The organism is Ancylobacter sp. TW_SC_1 (assembly GCF_056836805.1).
Genome location: NZ_CM166365.1, coordinates 3,750,690 through 3,763,803, shown reverse-complemented (window position 1 = coordinate 3,763,803; position 13,114 = coordinate 3,750,690). Strand labels below are relative to the sequence as shown.

The following is a 13,114-nucleotide window of genomic DNA, read 5'->3' as shown; positions in this document are numbered from 1 at the left end:
ATTGCCGGGACCCGAGGGGAAGGCTAAACCACCGCCATGTCATCCGAACCCGCCGACCAGCTCCTCATCGCGCTCGCACAGCTCAACCCGATTGTCGGCGATGTCGCCGGCAACCTGATCCAGGCGCGCGAGGCGCGGGTTCAGGCGGCCGAGCAGGGCGCCGAACTCGTCGTCTTCACCGAGCTGTTCCTCTCCGGCTACCCGCCGGAGGACCTGGTGCTGAAGCCGTCCTTCCAGGCGGCCTGCCGCAGGGCGGTGGAGGAGCTGGCGGGCGAGACGGCCGACGGTGGTCCGGCGCTGCTGATCGGCACGCCGTGGCTCGACGGCGGCAAGCTCTACAACGCCGTGCTGCTGCTCGATGGCGGCAAGGTCGCGGCGGCGCGCTACAAGGTGGACCTGCCCAATTACGGCCCCTTCGACGAGAAGCGCGTCTTCGCCCCGGGCCCGATGCCGGGGCCGATCGCGTTTCGCGGCGTGCGGCTCGGCGTGCCGGTATGCGAGGATGTCTGGTCGCAGGATGTCATCGAGTGCCTTGCCGAGACCGGCGCGGAACTGCTGCTCGTTCCGAATGGTTCGCCCTATCGCCGCAGCGTCTATGACGAGCGGATGAACGTCTCGGTCGCGCGCGTGGTCGAGAGCGGCCTGCCGCTCGCCTATGTCAACCAGGTGGGCGGGCAGGACGAGCTGGTGTTCGACGGCGCTTCCTTCGTGCTCAACGCCGACCGCTCGCTCGCCATCCAGATGCCGAACTTCCAGGAGCGCGTGCGCCTCACCCGCTGGGAGCGCTGGGCCGATGGCTGGCGCTGCGAGGAGGGGGCGAGGGCGCCGCTGCTGCTGGACGACGAGGCGGACTACGCCGCCTGTGTCATGGGCCTGCGCGACTATGTCGAGAAGAACCGCTTCCCCGGCGTGGTGCTCGGCCTGTCCGGCGGCATCGATTCCGCCCTCGTGGCCGCCATGGCGGCGGATGCGCTGGGCCCGGAGCGCGTGCATTGCGTGATGCTGCCCTATCGCTACACCTCGAACGAGTCGCTCTCCGACGCGGCGGCGGTGGCGCAGGCGCTGGGCGTGCGCTACGACATCGTGCCGATCGCCGAGGGCGTCGAGGCGCTCGAGCGCATGCTGGCGCCGATGTTCGACGGCCGCGCCCGCGACGTGACGGAAGAGAACCTGCAGTCGCGCGTGCGCGGCACGCTGCTGATGTCGATCTCCAACAAGTTCGGCGACATGGTCGTCACCACCGGCAACAAGTCGGAGATGTCGACCGGCTACGCCACGCTCTATGGCGACATGAACGGCGGCTACAATCCGTTGAAGGATCTCTACAAGACGCAGGTCTTCCGCCTCTGCGAGCTGCGCAACCGCTGGAGACCGGCCTATGCGCTCGGTCCGGCCGGGGCGGTGATCCCCGAGAACATCATCACCAAGCCGCCGACGGCGGAGCTGCGCGAGAACCAGAAGGACCAGGACAGCCTGCCGCCTTATGAGGTGCTCGACGCCATTCTCGAACGGCTGGTCGAGCGCGAGCTGCCGGTCGCCGATATCGTTGCCGAAGGGTTCGACAAGGCGCTGGTGGCGCGGGTCGAGCGCCTGCTCAACATCGCCGAGTACAAGCGCCGGCAGGCGGCGCCTGGGGTGAAGGTGACGGCACGCAATTTCGGCCGCGACCGGCGCTACCCGATCACCAACCGCTTCCGCGAGACGGAGTGACGGCGATGAGCGCGCCGGTCCTCCGCTTCGCCCCCTCGCCGACGGGCCTGCTCCATGTCGGCAATGCGCGCACGGCGCTCTACAACGCGCTCTATGCCCGGCGCGAGGGCGGCAGCTTCATCCTGCGCTATGACGACACCGACACAGCGCGCTCGACGCAGGCCTTCGCCGAGGCCATTGCCGAGGATGTCGCCTGGCTCGGCATTGTGCCGGACCGGGTAGAGCACCAGTCGCGGCGGCTGCCCCGCTATGATGCGGCGGTGGAGAGCCTGAAGGCTGCCGGCCGCCTCTATCCCGCCTATGAGACCGAGGAGGAACTGGAGGCGAAGCGCCAGTCCCTCCGCCGGCGCGGGCTGCCGCCGGTCTACGACCGCGCGGCCCTGAAACTCACCGACGCCGACAGGGCGCGGCTGGAAGCGGAGGGACGCCGGCCGTACTGGCGCTTCAGGCTCGACGGCCGGCGGGTGGTCTGGGACGACATGGTGCGTGGCCGGCAGACGGTGGATACCGCCACGCTGTCCGATCCCGTGCTGGTGCGCGAGGATGGTAGCTATCTCTACACGCTGACCTCGGTGGTGGACGACATCGAGATGGGCGTCACCCATGTGGTGCGCGGCGAGGACCACGTCACCAATACCGGCGTGCAGATCGAGATCATCGAGGCGATGGGTGCCGCGCCGCCGATCTTCGGCCACCACAACCTGCTGACCCTGCCGAGCGGGGAGGGGCTGTCCAAGCGCCTCGGCCACCTTTCGCTGCGGGCGCTGCGCGAGGGTGGGGAGGAGGCGCTGGCGGTGGCGTCGCTCGCCGTGCTGACCGGCACCTCGATGGCGGTCGAGCCGGTGGCGTCGCTGGACGCGCTCGCCGCCCGGATCGACTTCGCCAGGATCTCCCGCGCGCCGGCGCGCTTCGACCCGGCGGAGCTGTCCGCGCTGACCGCCCTGACGCTGCACAACCTGCCTTTCGCGGCGGTGGCGGATCGCCTCGCCATGCTCGGCATCGGGGGAGGCGAGGCGTTCTGGCTGGCCGTGCGGGGCAATCTCGCGCGGCTCTCGGATGCGGCCGGCTGGTGGCGGGTCGTGCAAGGGCCGCTCGATCCCGTCCGCGCTCCCGAGGATGCGGAATTCCTTGCCGCCGCCGCCTCCCTGCTTCCCGGCGAGCCGTGGGACGGCGAGGTCTATCAGCGCTGGATGGCGGCGGTGAAGCCGGCGAGCGGCCGCGCGGGCCGGGCGCTGTTCCACCCGCTGCGCCTCGCGCTCACCGGCGCCGAGAGCGGGCCGGAGCTGAAGGCGCTGCTGCCGCTGATTGGCCGCGCCCGGGCCGCCGCGCGGCTGCGGGGCGAGCGGGCGTAGGCCCGAACATCGCTGTCCCGACCGGAGCGCAGCGGCGAGCCGGGATCGCTCACCATTGCGGCGACGCTCCCGGATCGGCCTTTGGCCGTCCGGGATGACGGGTGAAGAAGATCAGGGCTTCTTGGCGGGCGGCGGCGTTGCCGGGCGGGGCTGCGCCATTTCGCGCGAGGCGTCCTCGGTGACGACGATGTCGCCCTTGCGCAGCGTCTGGTCTTCCTGCCCGCTCAGCGCCTGCGCCCAGTTCATGCCGGCCGGGCGGCAGGTGCAGGCGGGGACGAACTGCTTCTTGAACAGCAGCGCGTTGGGCAGGGACATGTAGGACTGGCCGTTGATGCCGACCGCCTGGGCGATGTCCTCGCCCGGATTGCGATAGGCGAACAGCTTCGCCTCGGTGCCGGGGCACTGGCGCTGGCACTGCGCCTCGTCCGAACCGAACTTGGCGGGCGTGGCGGCGAAGGAGACCGGGAAGAAGAAGCCGTCGCAGGTGCGCACGCATACGGTGCGGTAGGTCGAAACCTTGGGCATCTCCAGCGGCTGCACGTCGAGCGGCTCGGCCTCCTCGCGCGGCACGCCGAAGAGCTGCTCGATGAAGTTGCGCGGCCGGCGGTTCAGGTTGCCGTAGACGCCGCTCTGACCGCCGCCCTGACCGAGCGCGGCCTGATACTGCGCGCCGCAATTGTTCTGGGCGAGGGCGTAGATGAGTTGCCGACGCTGCTCGTTGGTGCCGCTCTGCTGCCCACGGGCCTGCACCATGGTGCGGTCGAGCGCCGAGCGGGCCTGCGTCAGGCGCCGGTTGAGGGAGTCGCACTGCGGCGGCAATTGCGGCTGGAAGATCAGGAAGCCGCGCTTGTCGCAGCCGAGCTGGCGGACCTGCGCGGAGAGGTCGGCGACGTCCTTCTGCTGCTGGGCGATGACCGGGCCGAGAGCCGCTTGGCCGCCGCCCCGTCCGCTGTCGAGCGCGCCGAGTTGGCCTTCGAGTCTGATGCAGGCGGAGCGGTCGCCACCGCCGCCGACGCTACCGGGCGGATAGTCCTGCGCGGTCGCGAGGCCGCAAAAGCCGGCGAGCATTGCGGTTGCGAGAAGGCTGGCGGCGAGACGGGGGCGTCGGAACATCATCAATGGGAACTGCAATCGGAGGGCCGGGCGTCGCTTGACGCGCGGTTTGCCGGAATCAGCGCTTGGACGCAATGAGCACGGTGAGCTTGTCGAAAGTTTGAAGCCGCTTTCGCCGGCCGATGCAAGCCGAGACGTCGGAGCGGCCGTGCTGCACCGGGTCGCTCCGTCATTGGCGTTGCGGGTGACGTTGCGGTGGCAGGTGGCGTTCCCATATGCGGTGGGAGACGATCGGAGTTCACTGTCGCATGACATCCGCCACGCGCGCCCTGCCGCCCATTGCCCTGCCGCTCATCGCCCTGACCGTCGCCGCCATCTTCGCCATCGGCACGGCGCGGGCCGAGGAGCCGGATCTCATCTTCCGCAAATCGACGGTGTGGAATTTCCTCACCCCCGACGACAAGCTCGCCACCTACGGCATCGACGACCCGGTGGTCGACGGTGTGGCCTGCCACTACACCGTGCCGGAGCGGGGCGGGGTGAAGGGCATGCTCGGCGTCGCCGAGGAAGTGTCGGACATTTCCATCGCCTGCCGGCAGATCGGGCCGATCTCCTTCAAGGGCAAGTTCGATCAGGGCGACGTGGTCTATCGCGAGAGCCGCTCGCTGATCTTCAAGAAGATGCAGATCGTGCGCGGCTGCGACGCCAAGCGCAACGTGCTGGTCTATCTGGTCTATTCGGACAAGCTGATCGACGGCAGCCCGAAGAACTCGACCTCGACCGTGCCGATCATGCCGTGGGGCGCGACAAACGACGCGCCCAAATGTGCCGATTATCTGAAGTGACGCCGACGCGGCGGGAGGCGTGCGGTCAGCGCGTGCAGGTGATCGCGACGGCGTCCTGGCACTTGCTGCCGTAGCAGGCGGCGCGCACCGGCGCGCCGCCGACCATGCCGAGCACCGCATCCGATTTCACCGCGCCGAAGCCGATGGCGCGCTCATAATCGTGTACGCGGCACCAGGCATCCGCCATCGCCTGGCCGCAGGCTGCGCCGGAGGCGATGCAGGCGTCGATGCCGTAGCCGTCGGAGGCGTCGATCAGGAACCTGCCATCGGCTTCCCCAGCAAAAGCGAGGCCGGGGGACATCGATAGGGCGAGGGCGAGAATGGCCGCGCCGAGACGGCGGCGGGCGCGCGGGATCGCGATCATGGCGTGGGTCGTTGGTTGATGGCGTTAAGACAACGCGAATGTGGCGAAAAGGTTTGAACCGAACCTTAATGTTTCCGCCCCGGTGCACACTGGCGAGGCGCGGCGGAAATAACGCGCCGCCGCGTGCGGCGTCAACCATGGTCGCGCATGCCGCCGTGCGTTTGCCCATGCCGGCGTGCGAATGCGTACTTATCCGGCGCATTCCCGCCGGCCGGCTTGACGCGGCGGGCCAAACGGACGACAGACGCGGCGCCGTTCCTCACTTCGGGCGGCAGGATCCGGAAGGCAAGAATTTATGTCGGGCACCAACGCACAGGCGATTCCCGAGCTGAAGCTCTACAACACGCTGTCACGGGCCAAGGAGGTGTTCTCACCCCTCGATCCGTCGAATGTGCGCATGTATGTGTGCGGCCCGACGGTGTACGACTTCGCCCATATCGGCAATGCGCGTCCGGTGATCGTGTTCGATCTGCTCTATCGGCTGCTGCGCCATCTCTACGGCGCCGACCACGTCAAATACGTGCGCAACATCACCGACGTGGACGACAAGATCAACGCGCGTGCCGCCAGCGAGTTTCCCGGTCTCGACCTCAACGCGGCGATTGCCAAGGTGACGTTCACCACCGAGGCGCAGTTCCACGACGACCTCGAGGCGCTTGGCGTGCTGCACCCGGACGTCGAGCCGCGCGCCACCGAGCACATCGCCGAGATGCGCCAGCTCATCGAGCGGCTGGTCGCCTCCGGTCATGCCTATGTTGCCGAGGATCATGTGCTGTTCTCGGTGCCTTCGATGCCGGATTACGGCAAGCTCTCGCACCGGCCGCTGGACGACATGCTGGCCGGCGCCCGCGTCGACGTCGCGCCCTACAAGAAGGACGCGATGGACTTCGTGCTGTGGAAGCCGTCCAAGCCCGGCGAGCCGGGCTGGCCCTCGCCGGCGGGAATCGCCGCGCCGGGGCGCCCGGGCTGGCACATCGAGTGCTCCGCCATGTCGTGGAAGCATCTCGGCGAGACCTTCGACATCCATGGCGGCGGCATCGATCTCGTCTTCCCCCACCATGAGAACGAAGTCGCGCAGTCGCGCTGCGCCTTCCATACCGGCATCATGGCCAAGGTCTGGATGCACAACGGCTTCCTGCAGGTGGAAGGCGAGAAGATGTCGAAGTCGCTCGGCAACTTCGTCACCATCCGCGATCTGCTGGCGGACTGGCCGGGCCCGGTGCTGCGCCTCAACATGCTCAAGACCCATTACCGCCAGCCCATCGACTGGACGGTGAAGGGGCTGGAGGAGAGCGCCAAGACGCTGGAACAGTGGTTCGACGCGGCAGCAATCGACGCCTATCCGCGTCCCGCCCCGGCGGTACTGGAGGCGCTGGCCGACGACCTCAACACCCCCAAGGCCATCGCCGAGATGCATGCCCTGAAGGACCACGCCGGCAAGAAGGCGCTGGCCGGAACGCTCGCCTTTCTCGGTTTCGAGGCGGCGCCGCTGCAGGAATGGGCCGCCGCGCGCGTGCCGGAGCTGTCGGTTCCGGAAGCCGAGATCGAGGCGCGCATCAATGAGCGGATCGCCGCGCGGCAGAATCGCGACTGGGCGGCCTCCGACCGCATCCGCGACGAGCTTCTGGCGCTCGGCGTGGCGCTGAAGGACAACAAGGACGGCACCACGAGCTGGGAGCCGAAGCGGTGAGCGGGGGCGAGAATCGGGCGCCCGCCGCGGCGCTGCGCCCGGCGCTGCCGGGCGACGTGCCGATGCTCGCCGCCATTGCCGAGGCCGCTATTCTCGAACTGACCGGCGAGGATTATGATTCCGACCAGCAGGAAGCCTGGGCGGCGGCCGCGTCCGATGAGGAGGCGCTGGCGGCGCGGCTGACCGAGCAGCTGACCCTTGTCGCCACCCGTGGCGGCGAACCGGTGGGCTTCATCTCGCTCGTGGATAACCAGCTGATCGACATGCTCTATGTCCGCCCGGAAGCGGCCGGCGAGGGCGTGGCCTCACTGCTCTATGACGCCATCGAGCGGCTGGCCGGCGCGCGCGGCGCCAAGAGCCTGACGGTCGATGCCAGCGACACCGCGCTCGACTTCTTCAGCAAGCGCGGCTTCGTTCCCAAGCAGCGCAACACCGTGTCGCGCGGCGGGGTGTGGCTGGGTAACACGACGCTGGAAAAGCCACTCGGCCCGCTGGAAACTACCCACTGAGGAAGAGGCGGGAGCTTCTCGCGAGAGGGGTCGGTCGCATCCTTGGCGCTGTCCTTCGAGGCCCGGCTGCGCCGGCACCTCAGGACGACGTCGCTCCATGGCCACTTCCGTCATGCTGAGGTGCCGGCCCCGAGGCCGGTCTCGAAGCACGCAGGAATTTCTCCCGCTTGACGAACGCCGGCGCGACGGCTGCTCGCCCTCACATCCGGTCGAGGACGCGTTCCTCGGCCTCGCCATGCAGTTCCGCCTCGCTCAGATGTACGACGGCGGCCTGCAGCTTCGGCAGTACGGTGCGCACATGGTGCGCGACCAGCAGCTTCACCGGCCGGGCGACGTTGACGAAGCCGGTCGACTGCATGTGGTCGAGCAAAGTGAGCAGCGGGTCCCAGAAGCCGGCGATGTTGAGCGCCATTACCGGCTTGGAATGCCGGTTGAGCTGCACCCAGGTGAGCTGCTCGATCAGCTCCTCCAGCGTGCCGATGCCGCCGGGCAACGCGACGAAGGCATCCGCCCGCTCGAACATCAGCCGTTTGCGCTCGTGCATGTCCTTGGTGACGATCAGCTCGTGGGCGTGCTCGAACGCCTGCTCCTTGCCGATCAGGAAATCAGGGATGATGCCCGTGACTCTCCCACCGGCTTCGGCGCAGGCACGGGCGGCCGCGCCCATCAGCCCGACGCCGCCGCCGCCATAGACGAGGCGGATGCCCGCGTCGGCGAGCGTCCGGCCGAGCGCGATCGCGCTTTCCATGTAGATGGCGTCGGCTCCCGGAGCCGCGCCGCAATAGACGCATATGCTCTTGATCTTTGTCATGGATACCATGTTGCACCGCAGCACGGGCGGGTTCAAGCACTCTCGATTCACCCACATGGATGGCATTGCCCGGCGCCGGGTGCAAATCGCCGCGGGCGTGCCGTGCGGGTCGATCCGCAATTCACGGCGGCATCGCGGGGATTTGTCTTGCGATCATCGTCGATCGACGATAAGCGATCGGCTATGTCCTCCATAGACGCCGACGAACTGCTCGCCCTGCGCCTGCGCGCGCTGGCGCATCCCGCCCGGCTCGCCATCGTGCGGGCACTGGCGCGGACCGATCGCTGCCAGTGCGGGCAGATCGTGCGCGGGCTCACCTTGGCGCAGTCCACCGTCTCGCAGCACCTCAAGGTGCTGAAGGAGGCGGGGCTCATCACCGGCTCCATCGAGGGGCCGCGCTCCTGCTACTGCCTCGACCGAGACACGGTTGCGACCCTGGCGGGGGAGCTTCTGCCACTCTTCTCGCTACTTGTCGCGACGCCAATGGCGACCAGCGGCGATGGCGAGCCAAGCAACCCTGATACGCGCGGGGGCGCACTGGTCTGAGCGCCACCCGTCACCATTTGCACGACGACTGACGGGCGCCGGGTGCCCGCGTAAGAAATGAACTGGAAGTCGCATGTCCGCACCTGAGGGCGGAACCGCGCAGGCGCGTTCCTCCAAAGCCTCCGAGATCAACCCGCGCGGCAGCCTGCTGGTCGCCCTGACGGGGCTCCGGCCCTATCTCTGGCCGGCCGACCGGGCCGATCTGCGCGCCCGCGTCGTCTGGGGGCTGCTGCTGCTCGTCCTCGCCAAGATCGCGACCATGTCGACGCCCTTCTTCTTCAAATGGGCGACGGACGCGGTGGCGGAGGGCGAGGGCGCCCGCATCTCGACGGACGCGATCAGCCTGCTGATCGCCGCGCCGCTGGTGCTGACGCTCGCCTATGGCTTCTCGCGCATCGTCATGGCGGCACTGACGCAGTGGCGCGACGGCCTGTTCGCGAAGGTGGCGATCCATGCGGTGCGGCGCCTCGCGCTGGAGACCTTCGAGCACATGCACGCCTTGTCGCTGCGCTTCCATCTGGAGCGCAAGACTGGTGGGCTGACGCGCGTGCTGGAACGCTCGCGCGAGGGCATCGAGACCATCGTGCGCATGCTGGTGCTGCATCTGGGGCCGACCATTCTCGAATTCGCGATGGTGATCGGCGTGCTGTTCTGGCAGTTCGACTGGCGCTATGTGGCGGCCACCGTCGGCATGATCGTCGCCTACACGGTCTTCACCTTCGTGATGACCGAGTTCCGCATGGGCATCCGCGCGGCGATGAACGAGAGCGACACCGAGGCCAACGCCAAGGCGGTCGACAGCCTGCTGAACTACGAGACGGTGAAGTATTTCGGCGCCGAGCAGTGGGAGGCCGCGCGCTACGACCGTTCCATGGCGCGCTACGAGAAAGCCACCGTGCACACCCACACCTCCCTCGCCTGGCTGAACGCCGGGCAGGCGACGATTTTTACCCTCGGCCTGACGGCGGTGATGGTGCTCTGCGTGTTCGATATCCGCGCCGGACGGCAGTCGGTCGGCTCCTTCGTCATGGTCAACGCCATGATGGTGCAGCTCTACCAGCCGCTGAACTTCCTCGGCATGATCTATCGCGAGATCAAGCAGTCGCTGATCGACATCGAGGCGATGTTCGCCATCCTCGCCCGTTCGCCGGAAATCCTGGACCGGCCCGGCGCGCAGCCGCTCGACCTCAAGGGCGGCGCGGTGCGCTTCGACGATGTGCGCTTCTCCTACGATCCCGACCGGGAGATTCTCAAGGGCGTGTCCTTCGAAGTGCCGGCGGGGGCGCACGGTCGCCATCGTCGGCCCCTCGGGCGCCGGCAAGTCGACCATCTCGCGGCTGCTGTACCGGTTCTATGACGTGAATGCCGGGCGCATCCTCGTCGACGGACAGGACGTACGCGAGATGACGCAGGCGAGCCTGCGCGCCGCCATCGGCATGGTTCCGCAGGATACCGTGCTGTTCAACGACACGCTCGGCTACAATATCCGCTACGGCCGTACCGGCGCGACCGATGAAGACGTCGCCCGTGCCGCCGAGCTTGCGCAGATCGACGGCTTCGTGCGGCGTACCCCCAAGGGCTACGCCACAGAAGTCGGCGAGCGCGGGCTCAAGCTCTCCGGCGGCGAGAAGCAGCGCGTCGCCATCGCCCGCACCATCCTCAAGGATCCGCCTATCCTCATCCTCGACGAGGCGACCTCGGCGCTCGACAGCCATACCGAGGGCGAGATCCAGGACGCGCTGGAGCGCGTCTCGCGCGGGCGGACCACGCTGGTCATCGCGCACCGTCTTTCCACCGTGGTGGGCGCCGACGAGATCATCGTGCTGGAGCACGGCCGCATCGCCGAGCGCGGCACCCATGCCGAGCTGATGCAGCGCGGCGGCCTCTATCACTCGATGTGGGAGCGCCAGCGCGAGGCCGATCAGGCGCGCGAGACGCTGCGCACCGTCGGCGAAGAGGCTGTGCCGGTGCCGCAGGAGCCGAACGCCGAGCCACCGCGCAAGCCCGGCCAACTCGTCGAGGAAGACGACGCCGTGGCGTGAGCTTGCCCTCGCCACGCCGTGACGCCGCCACGCGTGCCTTGACGCCGCCACGCGACACCGGCATGTCGTAACCATGTTCGCCTGTCACCAACCGTGGAATCCTTGATGTCCGTGTTCGACTCGATCCGCAGCGGCCTCGCGCCGGTTCACCGCGAGGGCTACCCGTTCATCCTGATCGGGGCGGCGGCGTCGGCGCTGTTCCTCTGGCTGATCCCGCCGCTTGGCTGGATCTGCGTGCTGGTCACGGCCTGGATCTGCTATTTCTTCCGCGATCCCGAGCGGGTGACGCCGGTGCGCGAGGGGCTGGTGGTCTCGCCCGCCGACGGGCGCGTCTGCCTTGTCGGCCCGGCCGTGCCGCCGGCGGAACTCGGCCTCGGCGACGCGCCGCTGCCGCGCATATGCATCTTCATGAACGTGTTCGACGTGCATGTGAACCGCGCGCCGCTGGCCGGCCGCGTGACCCGCATCGCCTATCGGCCGGGCAAGTTCCTCAATGCCGACCTCGACAAGGCGAGCGAGGACAATGAGCGCAGCGGCATGGTGCTCGACACCGCCATCGGCCCGGTCGGCGTGGTGCAGATCGCCGGTCTCGTCGCCCGGCGCATCGTCAGCTTCGTGCGCGAGGGCGACAGCCTGGCGCCGGGCGAGCGCTTCGGCCTGATCCGTTTCGGCTCGCGCGTCGACGTCTACCTGCCGCTCGGCGCCCGGCCGGCCGTGTCGGAGGGTCAGCGGGCGGTTGCAGGCGAGACCGTGCTGGCCGATCTTGCCGCGCAGGGTGCGGAGCCTACCTTCCGCGTGGATTGAGCAACAAGCAGCGAGCGAGTGATGGCCGACCTGTTTCCTCCCTTCGAGCCCGACGCGCCCGAACCGCGCCGCCGCCGCTTCCAGGCGGTGCCGCTGCGGCTGCTGTTACCGAACCTCGTGACCCTGCTGGCGCTGTGTGCGGGGCTCACCGGAATCCGCATGGCGATCGAGGGGCGGCTGGAACTGGCGCTCGGCGCCATCGTGCTCGCGGCCGTGCTGGACGGTCTCGACGGGCGGCTGGCGCGCCTGCTGCAAGGCACCTCGCGCTTCGGTGCGGAGCTCGACAGCCTGTCGGATTTCGTCTGCTTCGGCGTGGCGCCGGGGCTGGTGCTCTACATGTGGGGCCTCGAGACGCTGGGCTCGGTCGGCTGGATCGCCGCGCTCGCCTTCGCCATCTGCGCGGCGCTGCGCCTGGCGCGCTTCAACGTGATGCTGGAAGACCCCAACAAGCCGCCCTTCGCCGCCGACTTCTTCACCGGCGTTCCGGCGCCGGCGGGGGCGATCTGCGTGCTGCTGCCGGTCTATCTCGAACTGATCGGGCTGCCGCGCCTCGTCGCCTCGCCGGCGGTGGCGGCGTTCTACTGCCTCGCCATGGCGCTGCTCATGGTCTCCAAGGTGCCCGCCTTCTCCGGCAAGCGGCTCGGCGCGCGCGTTCCGCGCGACCAGGTGATGCCGCTCTTCGTCTGCGTGGTGCTGTTCGTCGCCGTGCTGGTGACGTGGCCGTGGACGGTGCTGTCGATCGTCTGCGCCGCCTATCTCGCGGCGCTGCCCTTCTCGGCGATGCGCTATGCCCAGCTGGCACGCGATTACGAGAAGCGGCACGCATTGGCCGGAGGGGCCGACGTCCATGCCGGCCCGGCAGGCGAGAGCCACGACGATCGACCGAGCCACCTCAACTGAGGTGGGGCGGCGTCCGCCGAGCAAGGCGAAGCTGCTGCTGCCTGATGATCGGGGAACTGCGCGCCTCAGCGTGCGCGGTGGGCCATGGCCTCGACGCGTGCGGTCAGCGACGCGCCGGGAAAGGCCTGCCGCAACAGGCGCAGGGCCTCGGCGTCGGAGCCAGGCCGGGCCTTGTCGAGATGCTGCGACATGAGCTGTGCGACCGAGGTCGGATCGCGCCGGGCATAGGCGATGCGCGTGGCATCACCCTCGCGCAGCTTGGCGGGGGACGGGGTACTCACTGTCACGCTCGTTGCCTGCAGCATCACAATAGCCTCCGATCGCCAGGGCGAATCAATCACCTTTCCTCATGCATAAGATGAGGCGGATGATCCGGTAACGCACGATCTATTTTTGCGTTCCCGTTCTTGTGAACGCCGATGTGGTGAAGTTCTCACAGTCGCACTGTCGTCGCCATCCGAGACAATACGAAGACGAGCCGTCGATAT

The 13,114-nt window shown here is 68.5% G+C and carries 12 protein-coding genes and 1 pseudogene; 9 read left to right on the top strand and 4 right to left on the bottom strand.

Annotation, left to right across the window (positions count from 1 at the left end):
* The first annotated feature begins 36 nt into the window (after positions 1-36).
* Together AC1PZ7_RS17720 and AC1PZ7_RS17715 are read left to right on the top strand one after the other, a co-directional pair.
* Positions 37-1,710, top strand: a complete 1,674-nt coding sequence (locus AC1PZ7_RS17720; protein WP_482356507.1) for an NAD+ synthase — start codon at positions 37-39, stop codon at positions 1,708-1,710.
* A gap of 5 nt (positions 1,711-1,715) precedes the next feature.
* On the top strand, positions 1,716-3,062 hold the full coding sequence (locus AC1PZ7_RS17715; protein ID WP_482356506.1) for a glutamate--tRNA ligase: 1,347 nt from the start codon (positions 1,716-1,718) through the stop codon (positions 3,060-3,062).
* 111 nt (positions 3,063-3,173) lie between these two features.
* Here AC1PZ7_RS17715 and AC1PZ7_RS17710 read toward each other — a convergent pair whose 3' ends face one another.
* Positions 3,174-4,178 carry a DUF2865 domain-containing protein gene (locus AC1PZ7_RS17710; RefSeq protein WP_482356505.1) on the bottom strand — a complete coding sequence of 335 codons (1,005 nt, stop codon included), beginning with the start codon at positions 4,176-4,178 and terminating at the stop codon, positions 3,174-3,176.
* A 245-nt stretch (positions 4,179-4,423) separates the two neighbouring features.
* On the opposite strand from AC1PZ7_RS17710, the gene AC1PZ7_RS17705 reads away from it, so the two are divergent.
* Complete coding sequence (locus AC1PZ7_RS17705; protein ID WP_482356504.1) at positions 4,424-4,960, top strand: CreA family protein; 537 nt, start codon at positions 4,424-4,426, stop codon at positions 4,958-4,960.
* A gap of 25 nt (positions 4,961-4,985) precedes the next feature.
* Here AC1PZ7_RS17705 and AC1PZ7_RS17700 read toward each other — a convergent pair whose 3' ends face one another.
* Complete coding sequence (locus AC1PZ7_RS17700) at positions 4,986-5,324, bottom strand: hypothetical protein (RefSeq protein WP_482356503.1); 339 nt, start codon at positions 5,322-5,324, stop codon at positions 4,986-4,988.
* Positions 5,325-5,619: 295 nt separating this feature from the next.
* Here AC1PZ7_RS17700 and cysS point away from each other — a divergent pair, with 295 nt between their 5' ends.
* Positions 5,620-7,014, top strand: coding sequence for a cysteine--tRNA ligase (gene cysS / locus AC1PZ7_RS17695; protein ID WP_482356502.1), 1,395 nt, complete (start codon positions 5,620-5,622; stop codon positions 7,012-7,014).
* Positions 6,996-7,523, top strand: coding sequence for a GNAT family N-acetyltransferase (locus AC1PZ7_RS17690; protein ID WP_482359667.1), 528 nt, complete (start codon positions 6,996-6,998; stop codon positions 7,521-7,523). The genes cysS and AC1PZ7_RS17690 overlap by 19 nt, the downstream gene beginning before the upstream one ends.
* Positions 7,524-7,722: 199 nt before the next feature.
* Here the strand turns inward: AC1PZ7_RS17690 and AC1PZ7_RS17685 are convergent, their stop codons facing one another.
* Positions 7,723-8,334, bottom strand: a complete 612-nt coding sequence (locus AC1PZ7_RS17685) for an LOG family protein (RefSeq protein WP_482356501.1) — start codon at positions 8,332-8,334, stop codon at positions 7,723-7,725.
* 183 nt (positions 8,335-8,517) lie between these two features.
* On the opposite strand from AC1PZ7_RS17685, the gene AC1PZ7_RS17680 reads away from it, so the two are divergent.
* The 4 genes and pseudogenes from AC1PZ7_RS17680 (at position 8,518) to pssA (ending at position 12,626) form a co-directional block, all read left to right on the top strand.
* A complete protein-coding gene (locus AC1PZ7_RS17680) occupies positions 8,518-8,880 on the top strand; it encodes an ArsR/SmtB family transcription factor (protein WP_482356500.1) in 363 nt (120 codons plus the stop codon).
* A gap of 73 nt (positions 8,881-8,953) precedes the next feature.
* Positions 8,954-10,922: pseudogene (locus AC1PZ7_RS17675) on the top strand (ABCB family ABC transporter ATP-binding protein/permease).
* A 105-nt stretch (positions 10,923-11,027) separates the two neighbouring features.
* Positions 11,028-11,726 carry a phosphatidylserine decarboxylase gene (locus AC1PZ7_RS17670; protein ID WP_482356499.1) on the top strand — a complete coding sequence of 233 codons (699 nt, stop codon included), beginning with the start codon at positions 11,028-11,030 and terminating at the stop codon, positions 11,724-11,726.
* 21 nt (positions 11,727-11,747) lie between these two features.
* Entirely contained in the window at positions 11,748-12,626 is an 879-nt protein-coding gene (gene pssA, locus AC1PZ7_RS17665) for a CDP-diacylglycerol--serine O-phosphatidyltransferase (RefSeq protein ID WP_482356498.1), read from the top strand.
* A 65-nt stretch (positions 12,627-12,691) separates the two neighbouring features.
* On the opposite strand, the gene AC1PZ7_RS17660 is transcribed toward pssA, so the two are convergent.
* Positions 12,692-12,931: a transferase gene (locus tag AC1PZ7_RS17660; protein ID WP_482356497.1), complete on the bottom strand. Its 240-nt coding sequence runs from the start codon at positions 12,929-12,931 to the stop codon at positions 12,692-12,694.
* Positions 12,932-13,114: the final 183 nt, after the last annotated feature.